At 69.7% G+C, this 26839-nt stretch carries 21 protein-coding genes; 10 read left to right on the top strand and 11 right to left on the bottom strand.

The window, feature by feature from the left end; genetic code table 11:
- Positions 1–12: 12 nt before the first annotated feature.
- The 5 genes from SK803_RS17040 to SK803_RS17020 form a co-directional block, all read right to left on the bottom strand.
- On the bottom strand, positions 13–1008 hold the full coding sequence (locus SK803_RS17040) for a YeiH family protein (RefSeq protein ID WP_319966987.1): 996 nt from the start codon (positions 1006–1008) through the stop codon (positions 13–15).
- Between the two features lie 69 nt (positions 1009–1077).
- A complete protein-coding gene (locus SK803_RS17035; protein ID WP_319966986.1) occupies positions 1078–1983 on the bottom strand; it encodes a LysR family transcriptional regulator in 906 nt (301 codons plus the stop codon).
- Between the two features lie 57 nt (positions 1984–2040).
- On the bottom strand, positions 2041–3759 hold the full coding sequence (locus SK803_RS17030; protein WP_319966985.1) for a S8 family peptidase: 1719 nt from the start codon (positions 3757–3759) through the stop codon (positions 2041–2043).
- 145 nt (positions 3760–3904) lie between these two features.
- A complete protein-coding gene (locus SK803_RS17025) occupies positions 3905–4984 on the bottom strand; it encodes an alpha/beta hydrolase (RefSeq protein WP_319966984.1) in 1080 nt (359 codons plus the stop codon).
- Positions 4985–5087: 103 nt separating this feature from the next.
- Positions 5088–6827: an AfsR/SARP family transcriptional regulator gene (locus SK803_RS17020; protein ID WP_319966983.1), complete on the bottom strand. Its 1740-nt coding sequence runs from the start codon at positions 6825–6827 to the stop codon at positions 5088–5090.
- A gap of 149 nt (positions 6828–6976) precedes the next feature.
- Between SK803_RS17020 and SK803_RS17015 the strand changes: the two genes are divergently transcribed.
- The 5 genes from SK803_RS17015 (at position 6977) to SK803_RS16995 (ending at position 10566) form a co-directional block, all read left to right on the top strand.
- On the top strand, positions 6977–7183 hold the full coding sequence (locus SK803_RS17015; protein WP_319966982.1) for a hypothetical protein: 207 nt from the start codon (positions 6977–6979) through the stop codon (positions 7181–7183).
- Positions 7184–7254: 71 nt separating this feature from the next.
- Positions 7255–7779: a TlpA family protein disulfide reductase gene (locus SK803_RS17010; protein WP_319966981.1), complete on the top strand. Its 525-nt coding sequence runs from the start codon at positions 7255–7257 to the stop codon at positions 7777–7779.
- Positions 7776–9608 (top strand): ABC transporter ATP-binding protein, encoded by a 1833-nt coding sequence (locus SK803_RS17005; protein ID WP_319966980.1) that lies wholly within the window; start codon positions 7776–7778, stop codon positions 9606–9608. Before SK803_RS17010 ends, SK803_RS17005 begins: the two co-directional genes overlap by 4 nt.
- Positions 9605–10027: a S26 family signal peptidase gene (locus SK803_RS17000; protein WP_319966979.1), complete on the top strand. Its 423-nt coding sequence runs from the start codon at positions 9605–9607 to the stop codon at positions 10025–10027. The genes SK803_RS17005 and SK803_RS17000 overlap by 4 nt, the downstream gene beginning before the upstream one ends.
- 5 nt (positions 10028–10032) lie before the next feature.
- Positions 10033–10566, top strand: coding sequence for a MauE/DoxX family redox-associated membrane protein (locus tag SK803_RS16995; protein WP_319966978.1), 534 nt, complete (start codon positions 10033–10035; stop codon positions 10564–10566).
- Here SK803_RS16995 and SK803_RS16990 read toward each other — a convergent pair.
- Positions 10563–11942, bottom strand: coding sequence for a hypothetical protein (locus SK803_RS16990; RefSeq protein ID WP_319966977.1), 1380 nt, complete (start codon positions 11940–11942; stop codon positions 10563–10565). The two genes, SK803_RS16995 and SK803_RS16990, sit on opposite strands and share 4 nt — an antisense overlap.
- 309 nt (positions 11943–12251) lie before the next feature.
- Here SK803_RS16990 and SK803_RS16985 point away from each other — a divergent pair, with 309 nt between their 5' ends.
- Entirely contained in the window at positions 12252–18662 is a 6411-nt protein-coding gene (locus SK803_RS16985; RefSeq protein WP_319966976.1) for an RHS repeat-associated core domain-containing protein, read from the top strand.
- Positions 18662–18919, top strand: a complete 258-nt coding sequence (locus SK803_RS16980; protein WP_319966975.1) for a hypothetical protein — start codon at positions 18662–18664, stop codon at positions 18917–18919. The genes SK803_RS16985 and SK803_RS16980 overlap by 1 nt, the downstream gene beginning before the upstream one ends.
- A 26-nt stretch (positions 18920–18945) precedes the next feature.
- Here SK803_RS16980 and SK803_RS16975 read toward each other — a convergent pair whose 3' ends face one another.
- On the bottom strand, positions 18946–20265 hold the full coding sequence (locus tag SK803_RS16975; protein WP_319966974.1) for a cytochrome P450: 1320 nt from the start codon (positions 20263–20265) through the stop codon (positions 18946–18948).
- Between the two features lie 100 nt (positions 20266–20365).
- On the opposite strand from SK803_RS16975, the gene SK803_RS16970 reads away from it, so the two are divergent.
- A complete protein-coding gene (locus SK803_RS16970; RefSeq protein ID WP_319966973.1) occupies positions 20366–21502 on the top strand; it encodes a HEAT repeat domain-containing protein in 1137 nt (378 codons plus the stop codon).
- Here SK803_RS16970 and SK803_RS16965 read toward each other — a convergent pair.
- Positions 21499–22239: a DeoR/GlpR family DNA-binding transcription regulator gene (locus SK803_RS16965; protein ID WP_319966972.1), complete on the bottom strand. Its 741-nt coding sequence runs from the start codon at positions 22237–22239 to the stop codon at positions 21499–21501. The two genes, SK803_RS16970 and SK803_RS16965, sit on opposite strands and share 4 nt — an antisense overlap.
- Before the next feature lie 49 nt (positions 22240–22288).
- Here SK803_RS16965 and SK803_RS16960 point away from each other — a divergent pair, with 49 nt between their 5' ends.
- A complete protein-coding gene (locus SK803_RS16960; RefSeq protein ID WP_319966971.1) occupies positions 22289–22651 on the top strand; it encodes a DUF4406 domain-containing protein in 363 nt (120 codons plus the stop codon).
- Positions 22652–22685: 34 nt separating this feature from the next.
- Here the strand turns inward: SK803_RS16960 and SK803_RS16955 are convergent, their stop codons facing one another.
- Entirely contained in the window at positions 22686–23282 is a 597-nt protein-coding gene (locus SK803_RS16955) for a phosphoribosylanthranilate isomerase (RefSeq protein ID WP_319966970.1), read from the bottom strand.
- A 108-nt stretch (positions 23283–23390) separates the two neighbouring features.
- Between SK803_RS16955 and SK803_RS16950 the strand changes: the two genes are divergently transcribed.
- Positions 23391–25115 carry an L-aspartate oxidase gene (locus tag SK803_RS16950; RefSeq protein ID WP_319966969.1) on the top strand — a complete coding sequence of 575 codons (1725 nt, stop codon included), beginning with the start codon at positions 23391–23393 and terminating at the stop codon, positions 25113–25115.
- A gap of 158 nt (positions 25116–25273) precedes the next feature.
- On the opposite strand, the gene SK803_RS16945 is transcribed toward SK803_RS16950, so the two are convergent.
- Positions 25274–25708, bottom strand: coding sequence for a cupin domain-containing protein (locus tag SK803_RS16945; RefSeq protein WP_319966968.1), 435 nt, complete (start codon positions 25706–25708; stop codon positions 25274–25276).
- Between the two features lie 47 nt (positions 25709–25755).
- Positions 25756–26796: an acyltransferase family protein gene (locus SK803_RS16940; protein WP_319966967.1), complete on the bottom strand. Its 1041-nt coding sequence runs from the start codon at positions 26794–26796 to the stop codon at positions 25756–25758.
- Positions 26797–26839: the final 43 nt, after the last annotated feature.

The raw sequence follows: 26839 nt of genomic DNA, 5'->3' as shown, positions 1-26839 counted from the left end.
TCACGACGGGGATCACATGATCAACAAGGCTCCGGTCAGCGCGACCGCGGCGATCAGGACGGTGGAGAGCAGACCCAGCGTCAGCGCGGGCAGACCGGAACGGATGAGAGAACGCAGGCGCACGGCCGTGCCGAGCGCGAACATGCCGGCGGCCAGCAGCAGGTTGTCCACGAACGTCGCGGCCGACAGCACGACGTCCGGGAGGAGATCGGTGGCGCGCACGGCCGCCGCGACCAGGAAGCCGACGACGAACAACGGCACGATCGGCGGGCGCTTGCCTGCGGACGGGAACCTGCGGCGTTCGGCGATGCTCACCGCGGCGAGCATCGGGGCCAGCAGCACGACCCTGGTCAGCTTCACCGCGACCGCGATGGCGAGCGCGCCGGTGACCGGTCCGGCGGCGGCGACCACCTGGGCCACCTCGTGCACGCTGCCGCCCGCCCACACGCCGTAGGCGGCGGGGGACAGGCCGGTGAACGGGTACAGCGCCGGCAGGCTGAACATCGCGACGGTGCCGAAGAGCGTGACGAGCCCGAGCGCCCTGGCGACGTCCTCCTCGTCCTGCTCGCGCACGCCGTTCATCGCGGCGACGGCGGACGCGCCGCAGATCGAGAACCCGGTGGCGATCAGCAGCGACAGGCCTTCACCGACCCCCAGCTTCCGCCCGAGCCAGCGGGTCACGACGAACGTCACCACCACGGCGACCATCGCGAGCACCAGCACCTCGTAGCCGAGTGCCAGCACGTCCCGGAAAACCAGCTTCAGCCCGAGCAGCACGATGCCGATCCGCAGCAGACGGCGTCCGGCGAGCTTGATCCCGGGGGTGAGCGACGACGGGAGCGTGACGACGTTGGCCACCACGGCCCCGAGCAGGACCGCCGCCGTCAGCGCGCTGACCGAGGGCACCAGCCAGGCGACGATCATCGCGACGACGACACCGCCGCCGACCAGCGTCAGGCCGGGCACCGGTGAGTCGGTCGCGTGCGCGGTCGTCCTGATGCTGCCCATACCCGCAACCATGACCGGGCTCAGCTATGTGCAGAAGATGGCCATTGCTTGGTGGGGCATAAGCGGCGGTTATACGTTCCGCTGGGCCGCGGTGATCAGGGCGTCCACCGTGGCGCGCACGATCGGCAGCCGGATCAGGTCCGGCCACGTGTACAGCGCGGTCTGCCGGTGCGCGCACGCTTCCACGTCGACCGTGGTCAGGCCGGGGTGCCGCAGGAACGACAGCACCAGCCGCGGCACGAGCGCGACGCCCAGCCCGGCGCTGACCAGGCTCTGGATGGCCAGGTTGTCGTCGGTGGAACAGGTGATGTCGGGCGTGAAGCCGGCCTCGGCGCAGGCCTGGTCGAGGGCGTGCCGGCAGCGCGGACAGCCCGCGATCCAGCGTTCGTTCTCGGTCTCGGCCAGCGACACGCGCTCGCGGCCGGCCAGCCGGTGGCCGACGGGCACGAGCAACGCCATCGGCTCGCGCAACAGCGGCACGTGCAGCATTCCGGCGACGGCGGCCTCGTCCTGCGGCTCACCCTCGTAGCTGAAGCTGATCAGCAGGTCGGCGGCACCGCGCCGGAGCAGGCCGAACGAGTCGGGCGGTTCTTCCTCGACGAGCTCGAGCCGCAGGTGGGGGCGTTCCCCGGCCAGGATCGCGGCCGCCGCCGGCACGAGCGAGACCGTCGCGCTGGGGAAGGCGCAGATCCGGATGGTGCCGATGTCGTGCGTCGCGATCGCGCTGATCTGCTGATGGGTCGCCGCCAGCTCGTCCAGCAACGCCGTGCCGCGTTCGGCGAGGATGCGGCCGGCCTCGGTGAGGTGCAACCCGCGGCCGGTGCGCACGAACAACGGGCCGCCGACCTGCCGTTCCAGTGCCCGCATCTGCTGGCTGATCGCAGGCTGGGTGCAGTGCAACTCCCGCGCGGCGGCGCTGAACGACCCGGTCCTGGCCACGGTCGCGAACACCTCTAGCTGGCGGGTATCGAGCACTTCCGCACTGTATGCCTGATCGGCCGCCCGATCCGGGCGGCCGATCAGGTGTCACTTCTAGAAGGTCAGCTTCCAGGAGTTGATGTAACCGGTGTCCACCCGTGCGACGTCCTGGACCTTGAGGTTCCAGACGCCGTTCGCGACCTCGCTGGACGCGTTGACCGTGTAGGTCGTCACGATGTTGTCGGCGGAGTCGCCGCTGGAGGCCTTGAGCCGGTACGCCGTGCCGTCCGGGGCGATCAGGTCGATGACCAGGTCACCGCGGTAGGTGTGCACGATGTTGACGTCGACCTTCAACGTCGCCGGGGCGTTGCCGGTGACGCCGGAGACCGTGATCGGGCTGGTCACGGCCGCGCCGGCGTCCGGGATGGCGACGTCGGCGGTGTTCTCGAACGAGGGGCCGGGAGGGGTGCCGGTGTCGACTGCGGCGAACGCGTCGACGCGGCCCTCGCCGAAGAAGTTGTTCTTGGCCGTGGTGCCGCTGCACCGGCTGTCGGTGCAGTTCAGGTCGTCCGCCTGGGTGGCGAGCAGCTGACGCAGCTGGGCCGGGGTGGCGGTCGGGTTGACCGACTTGAGCAGCGCCGCCACACCCGCGACGTGCGGGGAGGCCATCGACGTGCCGTCCTTCCTGCCGTACCCGCCGCCGGGGACGGTCGAGTAGACCTGGTTGCCGGGCGCGGCGATGTGGACCTTGTCGGTGCCGTAGTTGGAGAACGCCGACTTGCCGTTCGCCGAGGTGATCGACGCGACGGTGACGACGCCGGCGACCTCGGTCGGCACGCTCAGGCACGCGTTGGTGATGTTGCGCTGCACTGCCGTGGAGTCGTTGGGGCTCTTGGTGTCCCGGGTCTTGTTCGCGAGGTTGTAGTTCTCGTTGCCCGCCGCGGCGACGTTCAGCACGCCCTTGCCCTCGGCGTAGGCCACGGCCCGCTTCACGCCCTCCAGGATGGCGTCCTGGTCGGCGTTGTCCGGGCAGTTGAACAGCCACGGGTCGGTGTAGTAGCTGTTGTTGGTCACCTCGAACCCGCGGTCACCGGCGAAGACCATCGCGCAGATGGTGTTCTCCGGGAAGAACAAGGTGGTCACCGGCTCCGCGATGCGCACAGAGGCGATCTTCACCCCCGGCGCCACGCCGATCGCGCCACGCCCGTTCTTGGCTGCCGCGACCGTGCCCGCGACGTGCGTGCCGTGGGTGTCGACGTCCCGCCACGAGCCGGCGCGCGTGTCGAGCTTGCCGTAGGCGCAGGAGGCGGAGTTGGCCGCGTCGAAGTTCGCCTTGAGGTCGTCGTGCAGGTCGTCGACCCCGGTGTCGAGCACGCCGACGGTCACGTTCGGCGAGCCGGGGTTGACCGCCCACGCCCTGTCGGCGCCGATCTGGGTCATGTCCGTCTGCAACGGCTCTGACGTGGCGGGCGGCGTCGTCTGTGGCTTCGCGTCCGGGATCGCCGGGTTGGCCGCGGCCGCCGGGACGTCCGACGTGCGGGTGGCGCCGACCTTCTGCACGCCGGAGACGGTGCGCATCTTGCTCGCGAAGTCAGCGGCACCCGAGTGGGCGACGATGACGCCGATCGCGTCGTAGCTGCTGAACACCGTTCCGGCGTTGCTGCCCACCGCCGTCTTCGCCGCGGCGGTGTCGCCGGGCGCGGTGATGACCAGATATGCGCGCGTACCTGCGGCAGGTGCCGCTGCGGCGGGGGTGGCCGCCGTCAGCACACCGGCGCCCACGGCCGCGGCGATGACCGCGGTGCGCAGGCGTGCTCGTGAACCCAGGAACACGATTCCTCCAAAACTCCCTAGCGGGCGATGCCCACGCGAGTCGCGCGGGTGCAGGGGCCCGTCAAACGCACTAGAGGAGGTCAGGACGGGTTCGGGACGCGCCGTTCCAGAAATGCCCCGTTCGGCTCACGCCGAACGTCGCACGTCAGGCGTGCTGCAGCCGTTGCGTTATCAGCCCGACGAAGTGGTTCATGTCCGCCTGCACGCAGGGTTCGTCGGCGTGCTTGCCGGTGCAGCCCGGCGCCCACCCGCTGCCGTCGCCGTAGTCGGAGAAGTGGAACGGGATGCCCGCGGCGGTGAGGTTCGCGGCGGTCACCAGGTTCGTCTCCCTGGCCCGGTGCTCGAGCACCGCCTGGATCGGGTTGACGGTCAGGTCGCCACCGTTGCCGGTGTACAGGGCGACGCCCATGCCTCGCAGCGACCCGACGTGGTGGGCGGGGCTCTGCGCGTTCCAGACGCCGTCGAACGGCCAGACCGGCGGTCCGAAGATCGCGTCGACGCCCACGGTCGGACTGCCGGAACCGGGGTTGACCTCACTGGCCACCACCGCCGCGCGCACCTCGGAGTTGCGCAGGTCGAGGCCGCCGGAGAAGCTGCCGGCGTAGCTGAACAGGTCTGGTCGGTGCTCGGCGTAGTGCAGCGCCCCGAAGCCGCCCATCGAGTGCCCGACGATCGCGCGACCGGCCCTGGTCGCGATGGTGCCCAGGTTCGCGTCGACGAACGGGATCACCTGCTCCAGGTGGAACGTCTCCCAGTTCTGCGGCCCGGCCGCCCCGGGATTGACCCAGTTCGAGTACCAGCCGCGCCCGCTGCCGTTGGGCTGCACGGTGATCAGCGGCACGCCCCTGGTCGCGTTCTCGACGACGCGCTGACCCCACTGCGCGTCGGGACGGTCGGGGTGGCCGTGCAGGTAGTACTGCACCGGGTAGCGGGCCGCGGTGTCGTAGTCCTCTGGCAGCGTGACGACGATGGCGTGCCTGCCGGGTTCCTGGCCGGGCAGCAGCGTCGGCGTGGGCACCTGGTTCGTGGAGACGCTGAAGACGAACGTGCGGTGGTTGTCGTCGACCCACCTCGGCTGGCTCGTCACCACCAGACCGAACCCGTCGGTGAACTGGGGCGGCGACTCGGCGGCTTTCGCCTGCGGGCTCGACAACGTCGTCGCGGCGGTCAGGGCGGCGATCAGGCAGGCTCCGCGTTGTCGCGCGGTGCGGAATCGGCTCGTCATGGAAGTCCCCCTCGGTTGCGGTGACCTGATCATGGCGTCGCGCCAGGTCCGGGAGCCAGGCCACCCGACCGGCCATCGGTGGCCGGGTGGCCTCACCAGCGGGTTACCGGAACACCACGGCGTGCGCGACCGGGTTCTGGTCGGCGGCGAACAGGCGCATCAGTCCCGGCAACCGGTAGGTGTCGCCGTCGCCCCACTCCGCGAGACCGAGGTCGACCAGCCGGTCCAGCGCCGCCTCGGTCTCCAGCACGTCCGCGCCCAGCAGGGTCGCCGCGGCGGTGACGTCGCACAGCTCGTGCCCGCCGAGGAGCCGGAACGCCGCGGCCGTCAGCGGGTCGGTGACGGCGCTGACGGCGGTGGCGCACGCCGCGCGCACCGACTCGCCGCCGAAACTCAGCTCGTCCAGCCTGCGCTGCCGCGGTGCGAGCCGGCGGGCGAGCCACGACAGCGGGCGCGCCGGGCGGTGCGCGAGGATCGTGCCGGCGATGTGCAGCGCGAGCGGAATCCCGTGGCAGCACTGGACGATCTGGCCCGCGGCGGCGGGTTCGGACTCCGCTCTCGGTGCCAGCCGGGTCAGCAGTTCGAGGCCGTCCGCGTCGGACAGCGGGCCGAGCCGGAGGTGTTCCGCGCCGTCCAGCAGCAGCGGCGCCCGGCTGGTGATCAGCACCGCGCACGGGCCGGTCGCGGGCAACAGGTCGCGCAACGGCGCGGGGTCGGTTGCTCCGTCGAGCACCATGAGCACCGCGCGGTCCGCCAGCCGGGACCGCAGCAGCGCGGCCGCCTCGTCCACCGCGTGCGGCACCTCGGAGACGCCGAGGTGCCGCAGCAGCCGGTGCGGGACGCGCGTCGCCTGACGGAGGTCGACGTAGAGCTGGCCGTCGGGGAACACCGGGGCGGCGCGATGTGCGGCCTCCAAGGCCAGCGCGCTCTTGCCGACGCCGCACGGTCCGTGCACCACGGCCACGGCGGGCGCGTCCCTGGCGAGCAGGGCCTGCAGCCGCGCCACCTCGGATCCGCGGCCGGAGAACGACCGGCAGGGCGCCGGGAGCTCTCTGGGCGCGGGCACCGAGGAGACGCGCACGGCGACGGCCGCGGTCAGCTTCGGGTCTCGGTCCAGCACGGCCTGGTGCAGTTCGACGAGCTTCGGTGAGGGCTCCAGGCCGAGCCGGTCGGCGATCACCCTGCGGTAGTCGGTGTAGACGGCGAGGGCTCCTGCCAGGTCGCCCGCGCGGTACAGCGCGGTCACCAGGTGCGCCCGCGGCCGTTCCCGCAACGGGTGATCGGAGACGAACTCACGCAGTGGAGCGATCAGCTCGTGGTGCTCACCGAGTCCCAGCCGGGCGTCGAAGTGGTCCTCGGACACCGCCAGCCGCAGCTCCTCGACCGGCGCGATGGACGCGGCCAGCGCGGCGCAGCCGGCCAGGTCCTCCAGCACCGCGCCCCGGCACGTGGAGAGCGCCTCGCCGAGGTGCCGTGCGGCGGTGGCGTGATCACCGCGGGACAACGCCGCCCGGCCCGCGTCGGCGCGTTCGGTGAACAGGTGCAGGTCCAGTTCGCCCGGCCGCAACGTGAGCTCGTAGCCCGCCTGCCGTCCGACGATGCGCTGCCCACCGCCGGGCAGCACCTGGCGCAGGCGGTTGACGTAGGTGCGCAGGTTCGCCACTGCGGACATCGGCGGTTCGTCGGCCCACAGCGCGCGGACCAGCCTGCGGATCGGCACCGTCCGGCCGGGGTTGAGCAGCAACGTGGCGAGCAGGAGGCGTTGTTTGAGCGAGCCCAGCGCGACATTCGTGCCGCGGGCGCGCACCTCGATCCTCCCGAGAACCCTGAACTCGACTGACACGCCGCCGATCCTGGCTGTGGCCGCTGACACACCGCCGACACGGCCTACACGCGGCCGTGTACGCGCGCTGGCTCTCTCCGTGTACCTGCCGTTTCTACGTTGGCGCCATCGACGCCACCCGGCGTGGAGGAAGTGAGGGAGCGCGACACATGCGCAAGACGTTGGAACTGCTCAGCGACAAGCTGCTCGGCGTGTTCGTGGCCAAGGTCGACGTGGGCGCGGCCTGCCCGCCGGACCCGTTCTACAAGCACTGCTACTGCCGTGAGCGCAGTGACTTCCGCCAGCGCTGTTCGTACAACGGCGCTTGCCGGGTCACCTGTGGCCCCTGCACGGCCTTCCGGATCTGCGGCTCGTGATCTGACGCCGTGAGTGGCGGGCGCGTCCGCCACTCACGGCTCCCGTTCCCCTCTAGCTTCGGAGACTTGCCATGTCAGTGCTGACCGCCGCGGTCGTGGTCGTCGGAATCCTGTGCGTGCTGGACCTGCTGCTGAGCTTCGGCATCATCCGGCGGTTGCGCGCGCAGAACGAGGCGCTGCGCGACCTGCGGGAGAAGCAGGCGGCGACCGAACCGGACATCATGGCGCCGGCCGGTTCCGCGATCTCACTGTCCGATGTGGACGCTGCGGACCCTGTGGACGTTTCGGGCGCGCTGGTCGGCTTCTTCTCGCCGAACTGCGAGCCGTGCAAGGAACGCGTGCCCCAGTTCATCGAGTACGCGACCGGCCACCGCGGCAAGGTGATCGCGATCGCGGCCGGAGATCCCGACGAGGTCGCCGACATGGTCGTGCGCCTCGGGGAGGTGGCCGAGGTCGTCGTCGAGGAGATGGGCGGCCCGCTGCACACCGCGTTCGGCACCACCGGCTACCCGGCGGTGTGCCTGGTCGACGGCGACTCCACGGTGGTGGCGAGCGGCTGGGAGATGTCCGCGCTGCCGGTTCCCGCGTCCCGGTGACCACCGATCTCGGCGCCCGCCGGGTGCTGTCGCTCCTGGTCAGCGCTTTCCGCCTGACTCGGGCGGCCGCGCCGGCGGGCACACCTCTGTACGCAGTGCTCTGCCTGCTCGCCGGTGTGGTGCCGCTCGCGGCGGCGTGGTGCACCAAGATCCTGCTGGACGGCCTGGCGGCTGGTGGCGGCTGGGCGACGCTGGTGCCGTGGGCGGTCGCACTGGCGGTGACGGGCCTGGTCAGCGGCCTGCTCCCGGTGGCGTCGGAGTACCTCAAACAACGGCTGGACCGTGCCGTCGCGGTGCTGACGATGGACCGCCTCTACCAGGCCATGGGCCGCCTCACCGGCCTGGCGCGGATGGAGGACCCGCGGTTCCGCGACAAGCTCCAGCTGGCGCAGCAGACCGGCCGCAGCGGCCCCGGCCAGCTCGTCGACGACGGGCTGGGCGCGGTGCAGGCAGCGGTGACGACGGGCGGGTTCCTGGCGACGTTGCTCCTGCTCGACGTGGGCATGGCCGTGGTCGTGCTGCTCGCGGCCGTCCCGGCGTTGATCGCTCACCTGCGGCTCAGCCGGGCCAGGGCCGAGGTGCTGTGGTCGATCACCCCGGCCGAGCGGCGCGAGGTGTTCTACGCGGAACTGCTGTCGAGCCTCGACGCGGCGAAGGAGCTGCGGCTGCTCGGCCTCGGCGACCTGTTCCGTCGCCGCATGCTCGTGGAGCTGACCGCCGCGCACGCCGTCGTGGAGGGCCAGGACCGCCGCGACGCGCGCGTCCGCGGCCTGCTCGCCGGTCTGACCGCGCTGGTGTCGGCTGCCGGGCTGGTCTGGTCGGTGTGGCTCGCCGCCAAGGGATCGCTGTCGATCGGTGACGTCGCGATGTTCGTGGCCGCCGTCGCCGGGGTGCAGGGCGCGTCGCAGGGCCTGGTGCACAACCTCGCCTCCGCGCACCACTCGGTGTTGTTGTTCCACCACTACCAGGAGATCGAGTCACAACCACCGGACCTGCCTCTCGCCGTTGCTCCTTCGGCGGTTCCGCCGCTGCGCCGGGGAATCGAGCTGCGCGACGTGTGGTTCCGCTACGCCGAGGACCAGCCGTGGGTGTTGTGCGGCGTGAACCTGACCATCCCGCACGGCCGTTCACTCGCCCTGGTCGGCTTGAACGGCGCGGGAAAGTCGACGATCGTCAAGCTGCTGTGCCGCTTCTACGACCCCTGCCGCGGCGCGATCCTGTGGGACGGCGTCGACCTGCGGTCGTTCGCGCCCGAGGACCTGCGCGCCCGCGTCGGCGCGGTGTTCCAGGACTACATGCGCTACGACCTCAGCGCCGCCGAGAACATCGGCCTGGGCGACGTGTCCTCAATGGACGATCGCGCCCGCGTGGTGGCGGCAGCGCAACGCGCGGGCGCCCACGACGTGGTGACGGCGCTGCCCCGCGGCTACGACACGTTGCTGTCCCGCATGTTCTTCGACGAGGCCGACCGCGAGGACCCGGAAACCGGGGTGCTGCTCTCCGGCGGCCAGTGGCAGCGACTTGCGCTGGCCCGGGCGTTCCTGCGCGACCGCAGGGACCTGATGATCCTGGACGAGCCGAGCTCCGGCCTGGACGCACAGGCCGAGCACGAAGTGCACAACAGCCTGCGCCGGCACCGCGGCGAGGCGACGAGCGTGCTGATCTCGCACCGCCTCGGCGCGGTCCGCGACGCGGGTGTGATCGCGGTGCTCACGGGTGGCCAGGTCGCGGAGCTCGGCACGCACGACGAACTCCTGTCGCTGGACGGCGACTACGCGCGGCTTTTCCGTCTGCAAGCTTCGGGCTACGACGAGGTGGTGACCAGATGACATGGGTGCTGACGGCGATCGTGATCGTCGCGCTGGCGGCCTGGATCCTAGTGCTGCGCAACCGTTTGCTGGTGGTGACGGTCCACGGCGTGAGCATGGAACCGACCTACGTGTCCGGCGACCGGCTGCTCGTCCGCCGCGCCCGGCTGAATCGCGTCCGCGCGGGCCAGGTCGTGGTGGTGCGGGTCGACGGCGCCGCGCCGGACGATCCCACGGGCGGCCGCATGGTGAAGCGCGCGGTGGCGGTGCCGGGAGATCCCGTACCGCCGCGGATCCCCGTGCCCGGCCCGCGCGTGCCCGTGGACAGCCTGCTGGTGCTCGGGGACAACCCGGCTCGCAGCAACGACTCCCGCCGGCTGGGCTATCTCCCCGCGGACGCGCTGATCGGCGTGGTGCTCCGCCCGATCGGCCGGAGGTGACTTCGATGGTGCTGAGCGTTGTCGCGTCTGCCCTTTGTGGACTTGTGCTGCTGGTCTCCGCCCTGAGCAAGGTGCGCGGCAAGACGGACTACGCGGACTTCGTCGCGACGGTGCCCGCGTTCGGGATCCCGGCGCGCTGGACGTCCTTCTTCGCCGTCGCGACGGTCGTGGCGGAGTTCGGGATCGCCCTGGTGCTGCTCGGGTCCGTGCTCGCCGGACGCTGGTTCGCCGTGGCCGGCCTGGTGCTGGCCGTCGGCCTGTTCGGCGTGCTGACCGCGGCGGTGTGGCGAGCGGTGGCCAGAGGATCCGGCGCGGTGTGCCGGTGCTTCGGGCGCACCCGCACCACGTTGACGCGCTGGCACGTCGTGCGCAACGCCTCGCTGTTCGGGGTCGCCGTGCTGGGCCTGATCTCCGCGGGGGTCGCGGATGTCGAGGCCGGGCCTGCCGCTGTGTCGCTGGCGGTGGTCGTCGGGACGGTGGGTGCGGTGCTGGTGGTGCGGTTCGACGACCTCGCGGACCTGGTCGCGGGTCCGGCCTAGTCCTCCTCCCCGGAGTTCTCGGAGCGGACGGTGCGGCCGCGCAGGTCTTTGGTCTGGATCGCCCAGTACACCGCGAACTCCGTGATCAGCAAGGTCTCGATGATGAGGATCAGGTGGGGGAGCTTGAAGATGAGGTGAGCGGCCACGCAGACGATCAAGGTGCCTGCCATGACGGCCGCCACCCAGCCGTAGACGTTCTTCCGCTCCGTCACTGACGAGTCGTCCTTGCGGCCGATGTGGTTGATCACCACGACGGCGATGATGCAGACGAACAACGTGGTCGCCGCGATCCCGTGCGCCCTCTGCACGAACTGGCCGTTGAGGAACAGCAGGGCGGCGAGGACGACGAGCTGCGCGCCCAGGCCCGCACCTATGCGCCGCACCTCCAGGCGGGGGTGAGGTGCGGACTTGTCCTTCTTGAGGCGAACGCCGAACGCGATGAACGTGGCCATGAACGCGACCAGGAGCAACGGCAGGACGTTCCTCCACACCAGGAATGACTGTTCGACGCCGAGCCCGACGTACCCCTTGCCCGTGCAGACGGACTTGGGGTCCGCCGTGGGGACGAAGGCGACGATGAACGCCATGAAGCCGGCGATGTCGAGCAGGAGGTTCTCCAGGTAGGTGGTGCCCTGGTAGACGATGAGGCAGATGCCGATCGCCACGAGCACGCCCACGAACATCGGCTGCAGCGGCGAGTAGTAGAAGGCGCTGATGGAGTGCATCGCGCACCACTCCCGCACGCCCTGGATCGCCAGCGCGACCAGGAGCATCACGACGATCAGCGTCAACGTCAGCCGGAGCGAGAAGTAGGTCTGCTCGACGCTTTCTCCTTCTTGGTACTTCACCGGCTCGCTCCTCCACAGTCGGATGCCTGCCAGGACCACCAGCGCGCCGACCGCGATGGCGAGGAACACGTACTTGAAGATTCCGGCACAGTGCGCGACGAGCAGTGCGGCACGGGACGGGTCCGGGGAACCGAGCGCGATCAGGATCGCGATGTCCTCCACCGCGTCCGAGGCACCGGTGATCACCGGCAGCAGCGCCAGTTTCCGAACCTTCTGGAGAACGTTCGGAGGCTCGGTCAGCGCGCGGATCGCCATGGCCAGCACGACCGTGTACAGGCCCATGAACAGGAAGTCGAGCAGCTCGAAGCTCCGGTAGGCCTGCCGCGCGGGCTCCTCGAGGCCCTGCAACAGGGTCTCGGCGGCGTTGACGTCGAACGCGAACTGCGTGTCGAGCACCTCGAAGCGGTGAACGTTCTGGATGGACGGTGCGCTGAAGTCGAGGAACGGCGCGACACCGATCAGGACACCCACGACGGCGAGCAGTCCGGTCAGCACCGCGAGTGGGATCAGCTCTGGTCTTCGCTGCATGTCCACGACCTCCCGTCTGCCTTCATCGACAGCGTTCGACCCTGGATCGCAGCCCATGAGCCCGCGTTGTGGCCGTGGCAAAATCGTTGCCCGCCGAACCGCGTGGACCAGCCGGAAATCACCCTTACGGACCAACGGGTATTCCATGCGACGGCGTTCCCTTACCGCTGATCGTCGGCAAGGCTCGGCCAACCGGCGGCCGAGACCCTCCCCCACTTCACGCAAATCAAACGTTTGGGGTGGTGCCGCGTCCTGACCCGGAGTACGCCTTATGGCAACGGGGGTTCAAGCCTGACCAATGGGGGAGTCATGGCTGATCATGCGTCTTTTCGTCGTGGAATTCGGCGGGTGTCGTTGCTGTGCGCCGGCACCTTGGTGGCGTCACTGCTGCAACCCGTCGTGGTTCCCTACACCGCGATGGGGGATCCACCGGCCGTCCAATCGGGACAGGGGCCGGTCGATCGGCCGATGCCGGATTCGGTGCGGCCCAACGAGGCCTTCAAGCCGGACAAGCGGCCGCCGGTCGTGCCGCCGGGTGTCAAGGCCGGTGCGCAGCCGCAGAAGTTGAGCGCTGAGCGGTGGGCCCAGGTGCCCAAGCCCGGTGCCGCCAGACAGCAGCAGGAAGAGGTCTTCACGGAACTGTTGCTACGGCCCGGTTTCGTGCTCGGTGACACCTCGCTGGTGACGTACTTCAACATCCTTGACGACCAGAAGTCGTTCGACAGCTGGAAAGTGACGCTGTTCGACGCGGCCACCGGTACCGAACAGACGTCGACGTCGTTGTCGAAGGACGAGCTTGAACGGGCGGTGTGCGGTGCGCCGCGCAAGTACTGCCGGTCGTTCGGGGCGGCGGACGGCTGGGTGCTCGACCCGGCCAAGGAGTACTTCGTCACGATCACCGCGGTGTTCGCGGACGGGCGTGAGGTCGTGTCGGCGGCGTCGGAGAAGGCCAAGCCGCGCACCACGATCGTGCCGCCGGCGATTCCCGGCAAGCAGGCGGCGGGCTGCACGTGCGCCAACGCGCTGGGGATGCTGGCCACGCCACAGGCCGTGCGGGGCTCGGGTGTGAACACCGGCACCGGTGCGTACAGCCGCACCGAGCAGGACCTGTCGATGGCGAGTTTCGGAGTGCCGTTCATGTCGGCGCGCACGTACTCGTCGAACGGGCCGATCTCCGGGCCGTTCGGGCCTGGCTGGTCGTGGATCTACGGCATGCGCGTCACCGCGTCCGACGAAGGCGCCGTGGTGCGGGCGGAGGACGGGTCCGAGGCGCTGTACAAGCTGGTCGACGGCGCGTTCCAGCGGCCTCCCGGCGTGCGGTCGACGTTGACGAAGACCGCGGACGGCTGGGCGTTGCGCACGCCCAACCAGCTCACCTACAGCTTCGACGCGCAGGGCCGGTTGACCGCGATCACCAACGCCCGCAACGCGGGTGTGCGGCTGGCCTACGCGGGCGCGCAGACCGGTGACGCGCCCGAGATGACGATCACCGACGCGTCCGGGCGGGTGGTCAGGGTCCAGATCGAGAAGGACCTCGTCCGGGAGATCTCGCTGCCCGACGGCCGCCGGGTGAAGTTCCACTACGAGAACTCGCGGCTCGCCGTGGTCAAGGACGCGCGCGACAACGCGTGGAAGTACGGCTACGACGCCGCCGGTCTGCTCACCGAGGTCAAGACCCCCAAGGGTTTCGCCGAGGTGCTCAACACCTACGACGCGAACGGCCGGGTCACGAGCCAGAAGGACGCGATCGGCAAGGAGACCCGGTTCGAGTGGAACGCCGCCGAGCAGGAGGCGAAGACCACCGACGCCGACGGTGTGGTGATCTTCGACGGCTACCGGGGCAACGTGCTGATCCACACCCAGCGCGGCAACGGTGACGCGATCAACCACCGCTACGACCCGGGGCTGAACCGCAACCTCGTCGTCAACGGCAAACAGAACCAGCACCAGAGCCAGTTCGACGCCGCCGGCAACCCGGTCGAGCGCACCGCCCCCGCGCCGTTCGCCTTCGGGGACAAGACGAAGTACGACGAGCGCAACAACCCGATCGAGCACGTCGACACCAGGGGCAACCTCTGGAAGGACGTCTACAACGAGTTCAACGAGCTGGTCGAGAGCACCGACGCCGAGGGTCACAAGATCCGCTACACCTACGACGAGCGCGGCCTGCTGGTCTCCAGCACCGACCAGCGCGGCAAGGTGTCGCGGTTCGAGTACGTGCCCGCCGGCAAGGAGAACTCGGGCATGCCGACGGCGACGATCTCGCCGGAGGGCAGGCGCACCGCGTACGACTACGACAAGACCGGCCGCCGCACCGAGATCGTCGACCCGCGCGGCACGGTTCCCGGCGCGCACAGGGACAAGTTCACCACCCGCTACCGCTATGACGCCCAGGACCGCGTCGTCGACGTGAAGCAGCCGGGCAAGGAGGGCACCTGGCGGACGTTCTACGACGAGCTCGGCAGGGCGAAGTCGAAGTTCAGTCCGGAGTGGACGAAGCTGGAGTTCACCTACCTGGACAACGGCCTGCTCAGCCGTGCGGAGGACGCGCGCAAGCGGACGCTGTTCACCTACACCGACGCGGGCCGGCGCAAGACCGTCTCGGTGGACATGCACAAAGAGCCGGACATCACCACCAGCTACACCTACAACGCCAAGGGCCTGGTCAGCACGGTCACCTCGCCGCGCGGCAACCTGCCAGGCGCGAACCCCGCCGACTTCACGGCCACCTACCACTACGACGCCAACGACAACCCGATCAGGATCTCCCGCCCGTACCCCGGTGGCCGGATCGTGAGCCGTGACATCAAGGTCGACGCGCTCGACCGCACGACGTCCAAAGTGGACGAACTGGGCAAGACGGCGTCGTTCGACCGCGACAACGCGGGCAACGTCACCGCCACCACGGACAGCCTCAACCGCACCACGCGGATGGACTACGACCGCAACAACCGGCAGACCGGGATCAACGAGGCCCGTGGCGGTGGCACGAAGTTCACCTACGACGAGGCCGGCCACAAGATCAAGGCCGTCAGCGCCACCGGTGGTGTCACGACCTGGACCTACACCGACGACGGCCTGCTGGCCGACGCCACCGAACCGCGCGGCAACGTCGACGGCGCGGACCGGGAGCGGTTCACCACGCACCGCGAGTACGACCTCGCCGGCAACCCGAGCAAGATCATCGACCCGCTCGACAACGTCACGTCGTACACCTACGACGCCAACCGCAGGCTGAAGTCCGTCACGGACGCCAAGGGCCGCGCGACCCGGTACACCTACGACGAGGACGACCGGATCCGCGCGATCAACACCCCTGACGCGCCGTACGACGAGGACGACCCGTTCGACCACGCCACGGTCTACGAGTACGCGGCGGACGGCCAGGTGAAGTCCGTGCGCGACCCGTACGGCAACCGCACCGAGCTCGGTTACGACGAGGCCGCCCGACTGGTCTCCAGCACCGACCCGCTGGGCCGGCGCACCGAGGTCGGCTACGACGCCGACGGCAACCGGACGACGACGATCACGTTGCGGCAGGGGGAGAAGCCGAGCGCCGCGGAACGCGCGAAGCGCACCACCACCGACCACTACGACATCGTGGGCCGCCGCGAGAAGCGCACGCTGGGCACGGAAGGCCCGGTCTACGCGTGGGGTTACGACGCCAAGGACCGGATCAGCTCCTACGGCGACCCGGCCGGCGTGCGGGAGATGACCTACGACGACGAGGACCAGATCAAGGAGGTCAACCGCGTCGAGCAGGGTGGTCTGCGGGAGAAGTTCGCCTACGGCTACGACGTCAGCGGCAACATCACCTCGCGGGACTACCCGGACGGCACGAAGATCACCGCCGAGTACGACAAGGACAGCCGGATCACCTCGCAGACCGTGAGCGGGGGTTCGGCGGGCTCCGCCGCGTCGACCTGGCAGTTCGGTTACGACGTCGCGGGACGGCGGACCAGCACCACGCTGCCCGCCGCGACCGGCCTGATCGAGAACCGCGTCTACGACGACGCGGGCCGGTTGACCGGCATCGGCACCGCCCGCGTGCCGTCGCAGCAGCAAACCGTTGCTCCACAAGCAACCGCGAGCACAGGTGCGCCGAGCGAACCACGTGAGGTGAGCGCGCAGCCCGGAGCCGGGCTCGCGGTCGTCTCGTGGAAACAGCCTGCCTCGTCCGGTGGTTCGGCGATCAGCGGGTACGTCGTCACGGCCCAGCCCGGCGGCAAGACCGTCGCGGCCACGCCGGGTGCCACCAGCGCGGTCGTGACCGGGCTCGATCCGGGCACCGCGTACACGTTCACCGTCACCGCGCAGAACCAGTCCGCGTCCGGTGCCGCGTCGGCGCCGACCGCCCCGGTGACGCCGCTGCCGGTGCCGCAGGACCCGGTGTCGGGCTTCCAGCTGGAACTCGACCAGGTCGGCAACCCGACCAAGGTCGTCACCACCCGCGGTGGCGTCTCGGAGTCCGTCGCCTACACCTACGACAAGGCCGACCGCGTCACCACGGCCTGCTACGGCGTGGCCTCCTGCAAGGACAAGGGCCTCGGGCGGATCGAGTACGAGTACGACCTGCTCGGCAACCGCATGAGCGAGAAGCGGTCCGGCAACGTCGGCACCGAGGACACCAGATACGAGTACGACGCCGCGAGCCAGCTGCGCAAGGCGGTCAGCCGCAACGGCGGGCACACCACCGCGGTCGACTACGACTACGACGAGCGCGGCAACCAGACCGGTTCCGGCAAGGACAAGTTCACCTACAACCTCGACAACACCCTTGCCAGCGCGACGGTTCAGGGCCGCACGACGACGTACGCCTACGACGCCACCGGCCTGCGCCAGACGGCGAAGACCGGTGACACCACGCAACGCTGGTCGTGGGACGTCAGCGGTTCGTTGCCGCAGATCGCCGTCGACACGGTGACCGACAACAGCGGTGCGGTGCGGGAGAAGCGCGGCTTCACCTACGGCCCGGACGACGAGCCGCTGGCGTTGCTCGACCCGGCTTCGGGCGCGCACCCGTACACGCACGACTGGCAGGGCGGCGTCGCGAACATGCTGTCGCCGACGGGACAACCGGAATGGGCCTACGACTACGACCCGTTCGGCAACCCGCGTGTGGGCGAGACGCTGAAGCAGCCGTCCGCGCAGGCCGCGCCAGGAAACCCGTTGCAGTACACGGGCGCGTACCAGGACTCGTCGAGCGGTAGCGGCAACTACTTCCTGCGGGCCCGCAACTACAACCCGGGCACCGGCCGGTTCACCACGACCGACCCGATGCCCCGCGGCGGCGCGGCCGTCTCGCCGTACGCCTACGCGGACAACAACCCGCTGGCGTTCACCGACCCGACCGGCATGATGCCCGAGGGCGCGGACGCGGGCACGGCACCGGATCCGGGGCCCAGCCCCGAGGACGTGGCCAAGGCCAACCAGCTGCAGAGCAAGAGCGTCCTCGACATCGTGCTCGAGGCCGGCGGCCAGATCCTGATGGAGATCCTCGGGATCAACGACCTGATGGCGTGCCTGAAGGGTGACATCGGCGCCTGCGTGATGACCGTGATCGGCGCACTGCCGTGGGGCAAGATCTTCAAGGCCAAGAAGATCGCGGAAGCCCTATGGCGCGCGGGCAAGGCCGTGTTCACCTTCTTCAAGGAACTCGAGTGGGCCCGCGCGATCCTGCGCGGTGCCGAACGTGCCGCCGAAGCCGCCAAGGCCGCCGCGGCAGCGGCAGCCAAGGCAGCGGCGGAGAAGGCCGCCGCCGTGAAGGCAGCCGCCGAAGCCGCGGCCAAGAAAGCGGCGGAGGAGGCCGCCGCGCGGGCCAGAGCCCTGGCGGCCAAGGCGAAAGCGGCGACCAAGAAGGGCGCCGGGTCGTGCAAGCACAGCTTCCCGCCGGGAACGCTGGTGCTGATGGCCGACGGCTCGACCAAGCCGATCGAGCAGGTGCGGCCGGGCGAGACCGTGCGGTCGTCGTTCGCACAGGGCAAGGGCGCCGAACTGGTCACGCACACCATCCGCACCGACGACGACAAGCACTTCGTCACGATCGTGCTGGCCGACGGCGGCAAGGTCGACGCGACCGAGAACCACCCGTTCTGGTCGGTGACGCGCAAGAAGTGGGTCGAAGCGGGCTCACTGGCCCCCGGCGAACTGCTGCGCACGTCCGCCGGCACCTACGTCCAGATCAGCGCGGTCCGCAAGTACGAAGGGGCACAACGGACCTACGACCTCACGGTCGGCACCGTCCACGCCTACTTCGTGCTGGCGGGTGCCACCCCGGTACTCGTCCACAACTCCGACACCCCGTGCAAACCGCAGGCCGACAACATCGTCGAATGGGTCGACGAGGGCGGCGACCTGCGCGCGGGCAAGGGACCCGGCATGAGGCAGGACGCGTACGACTACCAGTCCAGCGCGCCAGGAGCCCGTTCCAACGCCGTCACAGGCCGGGGCCAGGCCCCGTACCTGGAGTTCGCCGACGACGCGGGCAACAAGATCGGCGCCAAGTTCGACGGTGTCAGCGGCAACGAAGTGATCGACCGCAAGCTCAACGTCGTGTGGAGCAACAAGTCCGCCGACCAGGCCACCCGCCAGGCCGCGACGGCCGCGCACTATGGTCTGAAAGCCGTCTGGGAACTGCCGACCGCGGCGGCGGCAGGAGGCGCGACTCGCTTCCTGGCCGACAGGGGCATCACCGGCATCTTGGTGAGGGTGGCTTCTTGATGAACGTAGAACCCCTGGTTCGCGCGATCGTCTCCGCGTTCATGTTCCTCGAGCACTCCGGTGCGGACGAGATCAACCCCGACGCCGCGGCGCAGGGCGAGGAGAACATCGGTGACGAGCTCGCGCTGCTGAACGGCGCGGACCGGGTGGAGTTCCGGCGGGTGCTGGAGGAGATCGCTGCCTCCTCCAGCGACCCCGGCTACGCGGAGTTCGTGCGCGGGATGCCGCTCATGCTGTGGGGGCCGGACGAGAACTAGCGCGGTGACACGCATGGCCTCCACGGTCACCCGCCGAGCTTGGTGAGGCTGGCAGGCAGGCGTTCGAAGCCGCGCAGGATCCGGGTGGGGCGGCGCCGGGCGCCGGGCAGCGGGCTCAGGTCGGGGAAGCGGGTGAAGATCGTGCGCAGGCCGATCTCTCCCTCCATCCTGGCGAGCTGGGCGCCCAGGCAGTAGTGGCGGCCGGCGCCGAACGACACGTGGTCGCGGGCGTTCGGGCGGGTGACGTCGAAGGCCGAGGGGTTCTCGAAGACGGACGGGTCGCGGTTGGCGGCCGCCAGCACGGTGGTGACGAGCTGGCCGCGGCGCACCGGGAGGCCGGCGATCGTCGTGTCGGCAACGCACATGCGGCCCGTCATCAGGACCGGCGGGTCGACGCGGAGGACCTCGTCGACGGCGTTGCCCCACAGCTCTGGTTGCTGTCGAACCGTTTCGAGCTGGTCCGGATTCTTGGTGAGCAGCGCGATGCCGTTGCCGAGGAGGTTGACGGTGGTCTCGAAACCCGCTGCCAGCACGAGCCCGGCGGTGGCCTTGAGCTCGCGTTCGGTGAGGCCCACGCCGTCCTCGCGGGCGGTGATCAGGCGGCTGAGCAGGTTGTCGCCGGGGTTGGCGCGCAGGGTGCCGAGGTGGCGGGTGAGCCAGGCGTCGAACGAGGTGAGCGTCGTTTCGACGTTGCGGAACACGCGCCACGACAGGCCCAGGTCGAGGCTCGGGGCGGCGGCCGCGCCGAGTGCGAGGACGGTCGCGCGTTCCTGTGGCGGGACACCGAGGATCTCGCTGATGACGGTGACCGGCAGGAGTCCGCAGTAGGTCTCGATCAGGTCGACCGGGTTGTCCGGGTCGAGGCCGTCGAGCAGCTCGTCGGCGATCTGCGGGGTGCGGTCGCGCAGCTGTTCGACGGCGCGGGCGGTGAACACGCGGGTCACGAGCTTGCGGTAGCGGGTGTGCGCCGGTGGTTCGGTGACCAGCAACGACGGTGGCTGCACGGGATGCATCACCTGCGTGGCGGACCACGCGGCGAGCTTGCCGAGGATGCCCGCGCCGTACCGCGGGCGGGTCGTGACCAGGGCGTCGTTGGTGAGGACTTCCTTGACCACGGCGTGCTGGGCGGTGGTGTGGCCGACCTTCGTGACGGCGAGCGGGCCGCGGGCGCGGATCTCGTCGAACAGTCCGGTCAGGTCGGCGCCGCTGGAGGCCTCGACGGTGATGCGGCCCTGCAGGTCGCCGCGCCGGGCCGCCAGGCGCAGCACCGCCCGTGGCAGCGCGTGGCCGATGCCCCACCGCACTGCCGGTTTGACGTGCTCCTCAGCCAGGTTTGAGCTACTCATCTCCTTCCGCAGCTAAGCCGAGCGGACGGCAGCACGTCAAGGGTAGGCCGTCCGGCGGAATCGCAAGTCCACAATGGAGCAACGAGTATCGTGCCGCGCCATGGAAATCCGGGCGCTGCTCGACCGCATGACGCACGAGGACAACCGGCGCGAGGCCGGGGACTTCGTGGCCGAGCACGGCATCACGTCGTTCGACGAAATAGCGAACGTGATCGCCACCTCCGACGACGGTCAGGTCATCCGGTCGGCGTGCCGGGCGTTCACCATGCTGAACGCGGGGGACGCGGTCTACCTCGAAGCGACCCGGCACCCGCACGCGACGGTGCGCCGGATGGCCGCGAGCATGTTCCGCGGCGAGCAGGCGTTGCGGCACGCTCGCGAACTGCTGCCCGTGCTGGCCGACGAGGACTACCACGTGCGGCAGGAAGCGTTGTGGGCGTTCGGGACCATGGGGCCGGAAGTGCTGCCGTTGCTGCAAGAAACACGCCGGACGGCCAAGGGCGCGGTGCGCAGGGGAGCGCTGGCGGGCATCGTCGAGGTCGCCGGACCGGACGCGATGTCGGCGGACGACCGCAAGATGATCGAGCGGTACATCCGGTTCAAGATCGAAGAAGAGATGTACGGCAGCGAGCAGATGCACCTCTGCGGCGGCTGGTTCGCGATCCGGACCGAGGATCAGAACGCCGTGCTCGGCGTGTGCGGCCTGGAGGACCCGACGCCGGTCACCAAGATCCTCGGCGGCGCGGCCTGGAACAACGACCACCACGCGTGGGCCAAGGACGAGGAACACGTCCGGTGCGCCAGGGTCTACGTCACGGGCTCGTGGGACGGCTGGACGCTTGTGTTCGGCGAGCCGTTCGCGCACGCCGAGAGGCCCGTGACGGAGATCTGCGCGGTGCTGAGCAAGGTGTTCGGCGAGGCGCACTACTACGGCATGAGCTGCGGCGACGGCTGGACGGCGTGGTGCATCGCGGAGGACGGCGATATCGTCCGCTACTACGACGCCTTCAACGCCGAGGAACAGATCGGCGAACTCGACGTCGAGGACGGCAGGGGACTGCCGCACGACTGGAGCGACGAGAACGACGATCTCGACGACATCTGGGCCACCGAGATCGCAGAGGAACTGTCGGTCGACCCCACCTACTTCGAGGGAGACGTGGAAGGCCACGGCGTGCTCGCGCTGACGCAGTGCGGCCGAACCTACGGCTCTCCCAAGGGTTTCCTGGAGATCTAGGCCTGGATCACCGGCACCTCCAACGCTTTGACGACGTCGTTGTCCGCATCCGTGACGACGCCCGCGACCTCGCTGAACGGCAGCACGCCGAACCGCGACGCCGTGCCGATCTTCTCCGAGCTGGCCAGCACGTAGGTGTCCGCGGCCTGATGGGCGAGTGCGCGTTTCATCGCGGCCTCATCGGCGTCACCGGTCGTGAGGCCTGCTTCGGGGTGCACGCCCGTGACGCCGAGCAGGAACACATCAGCGTGCACGCCCCGTGCGGCCTCCACGGCAGCAGCGCCACACGCGACCATCGAGTGCTTGAAGAGCCGCCCGCCGATCACATAGACGTCCACGTGCTCGTGCTCCTCCAACGCGCTCGCGATCGTCGGACTGTGCGTGACGACCGTGGCGTGCAGGTCCAGCGGTAGCGCACGCACGACGGCGAGGGTGGTCGTACCGCCGTCGAGGATCACCGTGGCGTTGGGCTCGATCAACGCCGCTGCCGCCCGCGCGACTCGCTGCTTGCCGTCGATCTGCACGTTTTGCCGCGTTGTGTAGTCGGCGATCGCCGGCGACACGGGCAGAGCACCGCCGTACACGCGTTGGCAGAGTCCCGCTGCCGCGAGATCGCGCAGGTCACGGCGGATCGTGTCCTCGGAGATGCCGACCTCGGCGGCGAGGTCCTTGGCGACGATCCGGCCGTCGCTGCGCAGGCGTTCGAGCAGCAGATCACGGCGTTGGGCGGCCAGCATGCACGTTTCTCCTTGTTTTTGCCGAGTCTTGCACATTATGGTCGATCACATGCTGATTCTGATCGCAGGCCCCTACCGCTCGGGCACCGGGGACGACCCCGCCCTGATGGCACGCAACCTCGAACGGCTGGAAGAGGCCGCGTGGCCGATCTTCCGCGGTGGCCACGTGCCGATGATCGGCGAGTGGGTGGCGTTGCCGGTGCTGCGCGGCGCCGGTGGTTCGTCGCCGCTGGACCCGATCGCGTCGGAAATCATGTACCCGACCGCGGAACGGTTGCTGCGGCACTGCGACGCGGTGCTGCGGCTGCCCGGCGAGTCGACCGGGGCGGACGAGGACGTGCGGATCGCGCGGGAACGCGGTCTGCCCGTCTACGAACGGGTCGAGGACATTCCTGGCTGTTCCGCCGCCTAGTCCGAGGGCTCATGGGGGCCGGACAGCGCGTGGTCTAACCGCGGGCCGCGGCCACGAACTCGCGCATCCGGCCGTGGTCCTTGACACCACGGCTCGACTCGATGCCGCTGGACACGTCCACGCCCCACGGCCGGGCAACGCTGATCGCCCCGGCGACCGTGTCCGGCGCCAGCCCGCCCGCCAGCACCCACTTGCCTTCGGGGCGCTTCTCGTCGAGCCGCGTGATGTCCCACTGCTCACCGGACCCGGCGACCGGCGAGTCGATCAGCAGCAACTCCTCGCCGAACGCGCCGGTGCGCACATCGGTGTCCGGCCCCAGCGCGGTCGCCCGGACCAGCTGGAACGGCAGGCCCGCCAGTTCGTCGAACGCTTCCCTCGGGTAGTCGCCGTGCAGCTGCAACGCCCGCACGCCTGTCTTCAACGCCATCTCACCGGCTTCGGCGGCGGTGATGCCGCGCACAACGGCGACGGTGAGGACGTGGTCCGGCACCTGCGCGACGAGCCTGCTCGCCAGGTCGACGTCGATCTGGCGAGGGCTGGTGGTCAGCACGAAACCGACGGCGTCGGCGCCGGTGTCGACCGCGACGGCGACGTCGGACTCGGTGCGCAGACCGCAGAGCTTCACGAACACAGCACCGATCCTAGTGCCGTGACCCACGGCACCAGTGTTGCGGCTAACAGTCACACATTTCGGCGCCATTTGGTCCTACTAATGGAGATACGGGCAATGGAGGCCGCGATGACAGAACATCAGATTGCTACTTCGGTGCTGGTGATCGGCAGCGGTGGTGCGGGGTTGCGCGCCGCCATCGAGCTGGCCGAGCGCGGGGTCGACGTGCTGGTCGTCGGCAAGCGCCCGAAGGCCGACGCGCACACCGCGCTCGCCGCCGGTGGCATCAACGCGGCCCTCGGCACCATGGACGCCGACGACACGTGGCAGCAGCACGCGGCGGACACCATCAAGGAGAGCTACCTGCTCGCCAACCCGGACATCGTCCGCGTCGTGGCCGAGCAGGGGCCGCGCGGCATCGAGGACCTCGAACGCTGGGGCATGCCGTTCGCGCGTGAGGCCGACGGCCGCATCTCGCAACGGTTCTTCGGCGCGCACACGTTCCGCCGCACGTCGTTCGCCGGCGACTACACCGGGCTGGAGATCCAGCGCACGCTGGTGAACCGGGCCACGCAGCTCGACATCCCGATCCACGACACGTGCTACATCACGCAGATCCTGGTGCGGGACAACGTGGTTTTCGGCGCGTACGGGTTCGACCTCAACACCGGCACGCGGTACGTGTTCCACGCGGACGTGGTGATCCTCGCGGCGGGCGGGCACACCCGGATCTGGCGCCGCACGTCGTCGCGCCGCGACGAGAACACCGGTGACTCGTTCCGGCTGGCCGTGCAGGCGGGCGGCCGGATCCGCGACCCCGAGCTGGTCCAGTTCCACCCGTCCGGTCTGCTCGAACCGGAGAACGCGGCCGGAACCCTGGTGTCCGAGGCGGCGCGCGGCGAGGGCGGCATCCTCACCAACGCGCTGGGGGAGCGGTTCATGGCCCGCTACGACGCCAAGCGGATGGAACTGTCCACTCGGGACAGGGTGGCGCTGGCCGCGTACACCGAGATCAAGGAAGGCCGCGGCACCCCGAACGGCGGCGTGTGGCTGGACGTGTCACACCTGCCGCGCGAGCAGATCATGCGCCGGCTGCCCAGGGTGTACCAGACGTTGCTCGAACTGCAGATGAAGGACATCACCCGCGAGGCGATGGAAATCGCGCCGACCGCGCACTACTCGATGGGCGGCGTGTGGGTGTCGCCCGCCGACCACTCGACGGGCGTGGAAGGCCTGTACGCCATCGGCGAGGCGTCCAGCGGCCTGCACGGCGCGAACCGGCTGGGCGGCAACTCGCTCATCGAACTGCTGGTGTACGGCCGGATCGTCGGCGAGGCGGCCGCCGAGTACTCGGCTTCCCTGAGCGCGCAACGACGTTCGCGAATCGTGCTCGGCGAGGCACGCGCCGAGGTGGACGACCTGCTGAACGCCGACGGGCCGGAGAACGTCCGTGCCCTGCAACGCTCCCTGCGCAACACGATGACCGAGCACGCGGGCGTCGTGCGCGACGAGACGGGCCTGCGCAAGGGACTCGCCGAGCTGGACGAACTGGAGGAACGCATCGGCAACGTCGGCGTGCACCCCGACCTGGCCGGCTACCAGGACCTGGCCCACGCCTTCGACCTGAAGTCCTCGGCGCTCGCCGCCCGCGCGACCCTCGAGTGCGCCCTGGAACGCCGCGAGACGCGCGGCTGCCACAACCGGTCGGACTTCCCGGACCTGGATCCCGCGCAGCAGGTGAACCTGGTCTGGTCCGGCCCCGGCTGGATCGACCGGGAGGAGATCCCCGCGGTGCCGGACGAGATCGCGTCGCTGATGAGGGAGGTCGACACAGCGGGCAAGCTGGTCGAGTGAGGCTGGGCGGGTGACAGCGGACAGGGGCGGGCGCACCGGGCATAGGCCCGCCCCTGTCCTCCAGCGCCTCCACCCGATGCCTGTTGCCCGGCAACGTCAGCAGGTAGGCGCACACGCCAACGCGAGATGGTTGTGTGCCAACGCGGTCAACGACGTCTTCACGGCCGCGGCGCCCGCAGGTGCTTGCGTGCTTCCAGCTCCGCCGGCTCCACCACGGTCAGCATCGGCTGGCCGGGCGCGCAGAACATCGTGACCACGAAAGCGGATTCCTCGTCACTGAGGTGGTTGCCGTCCTGGTAGTGGATGACGTCACCGCCCGGCTCCCAGAACGTCCCGCCCGCGCGCACGACCCGTTCCGGCTCGCCTTCGAGCTCGAAGACGATGGCGCCCTTCACGACGTAGCCGTAGGCGGGCCCGGAGTGCCGGTGGGGCGGCGCGCCGGGGCTGTTCGGCGGCAGCGTCACGAAGATGGTCATGGCCTCGGCGCCGTCCGGGATCTGCGGCGCTCCCGGCACGGTGCCGATGACGTCGATCTTCGGCGGCGGGCCGCTCTTGTCGGGGTTGTCCAGCTGGTGCGTGTGTTCGTGGCTCATGTCAGCTCAGACCGGACAGACCACCGATCTGTGACACGCCCAGGAACTCATCGGCCGATCGGCGCTGTCGCATTCCCGGCTGAACGGTGTGACCTGCCTCGCTCGATCATCGGCAGCTCCACGAACCGGTGGCAGAGGTCCGCGATCCCGATCGCCACGATCGACGTCAACAGCGCCATGACCAGGCCTGATGCGCCGGACAGCAGCACGACGGAGTGCGCGATCGACTGCACCAGGTAGATCGAGTACGACCGCTCACCGAGCCACACCATGGGGCGAGCCGACAGCAGCCGCCGCACCCACCCCGGCGTCAGCAGCGCGGGCAGCATCAGCCCCACCGCGGCCGCGTAGATCGGCACCACCGACACGAATCCGGGGATCACGCCGTCCAGAGAGCCGGAGATGACCGGAACCAGCAGGTGCACGCCGAGGAACGGCAGGATCGACCACGGCGTCATGAGCGGCTTGATCAACGCGAACCCGCGCCGGTTGTTCATGAGCAACGCCAGCGCACACCCGGCCAGCACCGTGAAGTAGTGCACGGACCAGCCCTTGGGATCGGACGAAACGGTGAACGGCACAACGGCCAACGCGAGCGCCATGAGCCCGGCGGTCATCATCGGCCGCCACCGAGGCAGCAGTGCGAACGCCAGCAACGGCCACACCAGGTAGAACTTCTGTTCCACGCCAAGCGACCACGACTGGCCGTACGCGCCGCCGTGCCCGAACTCGTTGAAGAGCACCAGGTACAACGGGAATTCGCGGCCCAGCGGGTTCTGCCAGAACTGCCCCGCGATCAACAGTGCCGCCGCCGTGACGAACAGGACCACGAAGTAGACCGGCAGGATGCGGAAAGCCCTGCGGCGGTAGAAGTTCGCGAGGCTGATCCGTCCGGTGCGCGCGTGCTCGCGCAGCAGCAACGTGGTGATCAGGAACCCGGACAGCACGAAGAAGATCTGCACCCCGAGCCATCCCTGCAACCACTCGGGGCCGCCGTAGTGGAAGAACACCACCATCAACGCGGCGATCGCGCGCACGCCGTCCAACGCGCGAAAGCGTTTCAGCGCAAGGAATTCCTCGTGGTTCATGTTCCCTCTTGGTCGATGCCCGTCTCGGCGTTCCCATGAGGAC

It is taken from the genome of Lentzea miocenica (assembly GCF_033949945.1).
Classification (GTDB): Bacteria; Actinomycetota; Actinomycetes; order Mycobacteriales; family Pseudonocardiaceae; genus Lentzea; species Lentzea miocenica.
This window is presented reverse-complemented; position numbering and strand designations above follow the sequence as displayed.

Bases quoted from the DNA above. Each gene is read 5' to 3' on its own strand.
- SK803_RS17040 (WP_319966987.1), bottom strand. From the start codon at position 1,008: ATGGGCAGCATCAGGACGACCGCGCACGCGACCGACTCACCGGTGCCC.
- SK803_RS17025 (WP_319966984.1), bottom strand. From the start codon at position 4,984: ATGACGAGCCGATTCCGCACCGCGCGACAACGCGGAGCCTGCCTGATC.
- SK803_RS17015 (WP_319966982.1), top strand. From the start codon at position 6,977: ATGCGCAAGACGTTGGAACTGCTCAGCGACAAGCTGCTCGGCGTGTTC.
- SK803_RS17010 (WP_319966981.1), top strand. From the start codon at position 7,255: ATGTCAGTGCTGACCGCCGCGGTCGTGGTCGTCGGAATCCTGTGCGTG.
- SK803_RS17000 (WP_319966979.1), top strand. From the start codon at position 9,605: ATGACATGGGTGCTGACGGCGATCGTGATCGTCGCGCTGGCGGCCTGG.
- SK803_RS16995 (WP_319966978.1), top strand. From the start codon at position 10,033: ATGGTGCTGAGCGTTGTCGCGTCTGCCCTTTGTGGACTTGTGCTGCTG.
- SK803_RS16990 (WP_319966977.1), bottom strand. From the start codon at position 11,942: ATGCAGCGAAGACCAGAGCTGATCCCACTCGCGGTGCTGACCGGACTG.
- SK803_RS16985 (WP_319966976.1), top strand. From the start codon at position 12,252: ATGGCTGATCATGCGTCTTTTCGTCGTGGAATTCGGCGGGTGTCGTTG.
- SK803_RS16980 (WP_319966975.1), top strand. From the start codon at position 18,662: ATGAACGTAGAACCCCTGGTTCGCGCGATCGTCTCCGCGTTCATGTTC.
- SK803_RS16975 (WP_319966974.1), bottom strand. From the start codon at position 20,265: ATGAGTAGCTCAAACCTGGCTGAGGAGCACGTCAAACCGGCAGTGCGG.
- SK803_RS16970 (WP_319966973.1), top strand. From the start codon at position 20,366: ATGGAAATCCGGGCGCTGCTCGACCGCATGACGCACGAGGACAACCGG.
- SK803_RS16965 (WP_319966972.1), bottom strand. From the start codon at position 22,239: ATGCTGGCCGCCCAACGCCGTGATCTGCTGCTCGAACGCCTGCGCAGC.
- SK803_RS16960 (WP_319966971.1), top strand. From the start codon at position 22,289: ATGCTGATTCTGATCGCAGGCCCCTACCGCTCGGGCACCGGGGACGAC.
- SK803_RS16950 (WP_319966969.1), top strand. From the start codon at position 23,391: ATGACAGAACATCAGATTGCTACTTCGGTGCTGGTGATCGGCAGCGGT.
- SK803_RS16945 (WP_319966968.1), bottom strand. From the start codon at position 25,708: ATGAGCCACGAACACACGCACCAGCTGGACAACCCCGACAAGAGCGGC.
- SK803_RS16940 (WP_319966967.1), bottom strand. From the start codon at position 26,796: ATGAACCACGAGGAATTCCTTGCGCTGAAACGCTTTCGCGCGTTGGAC.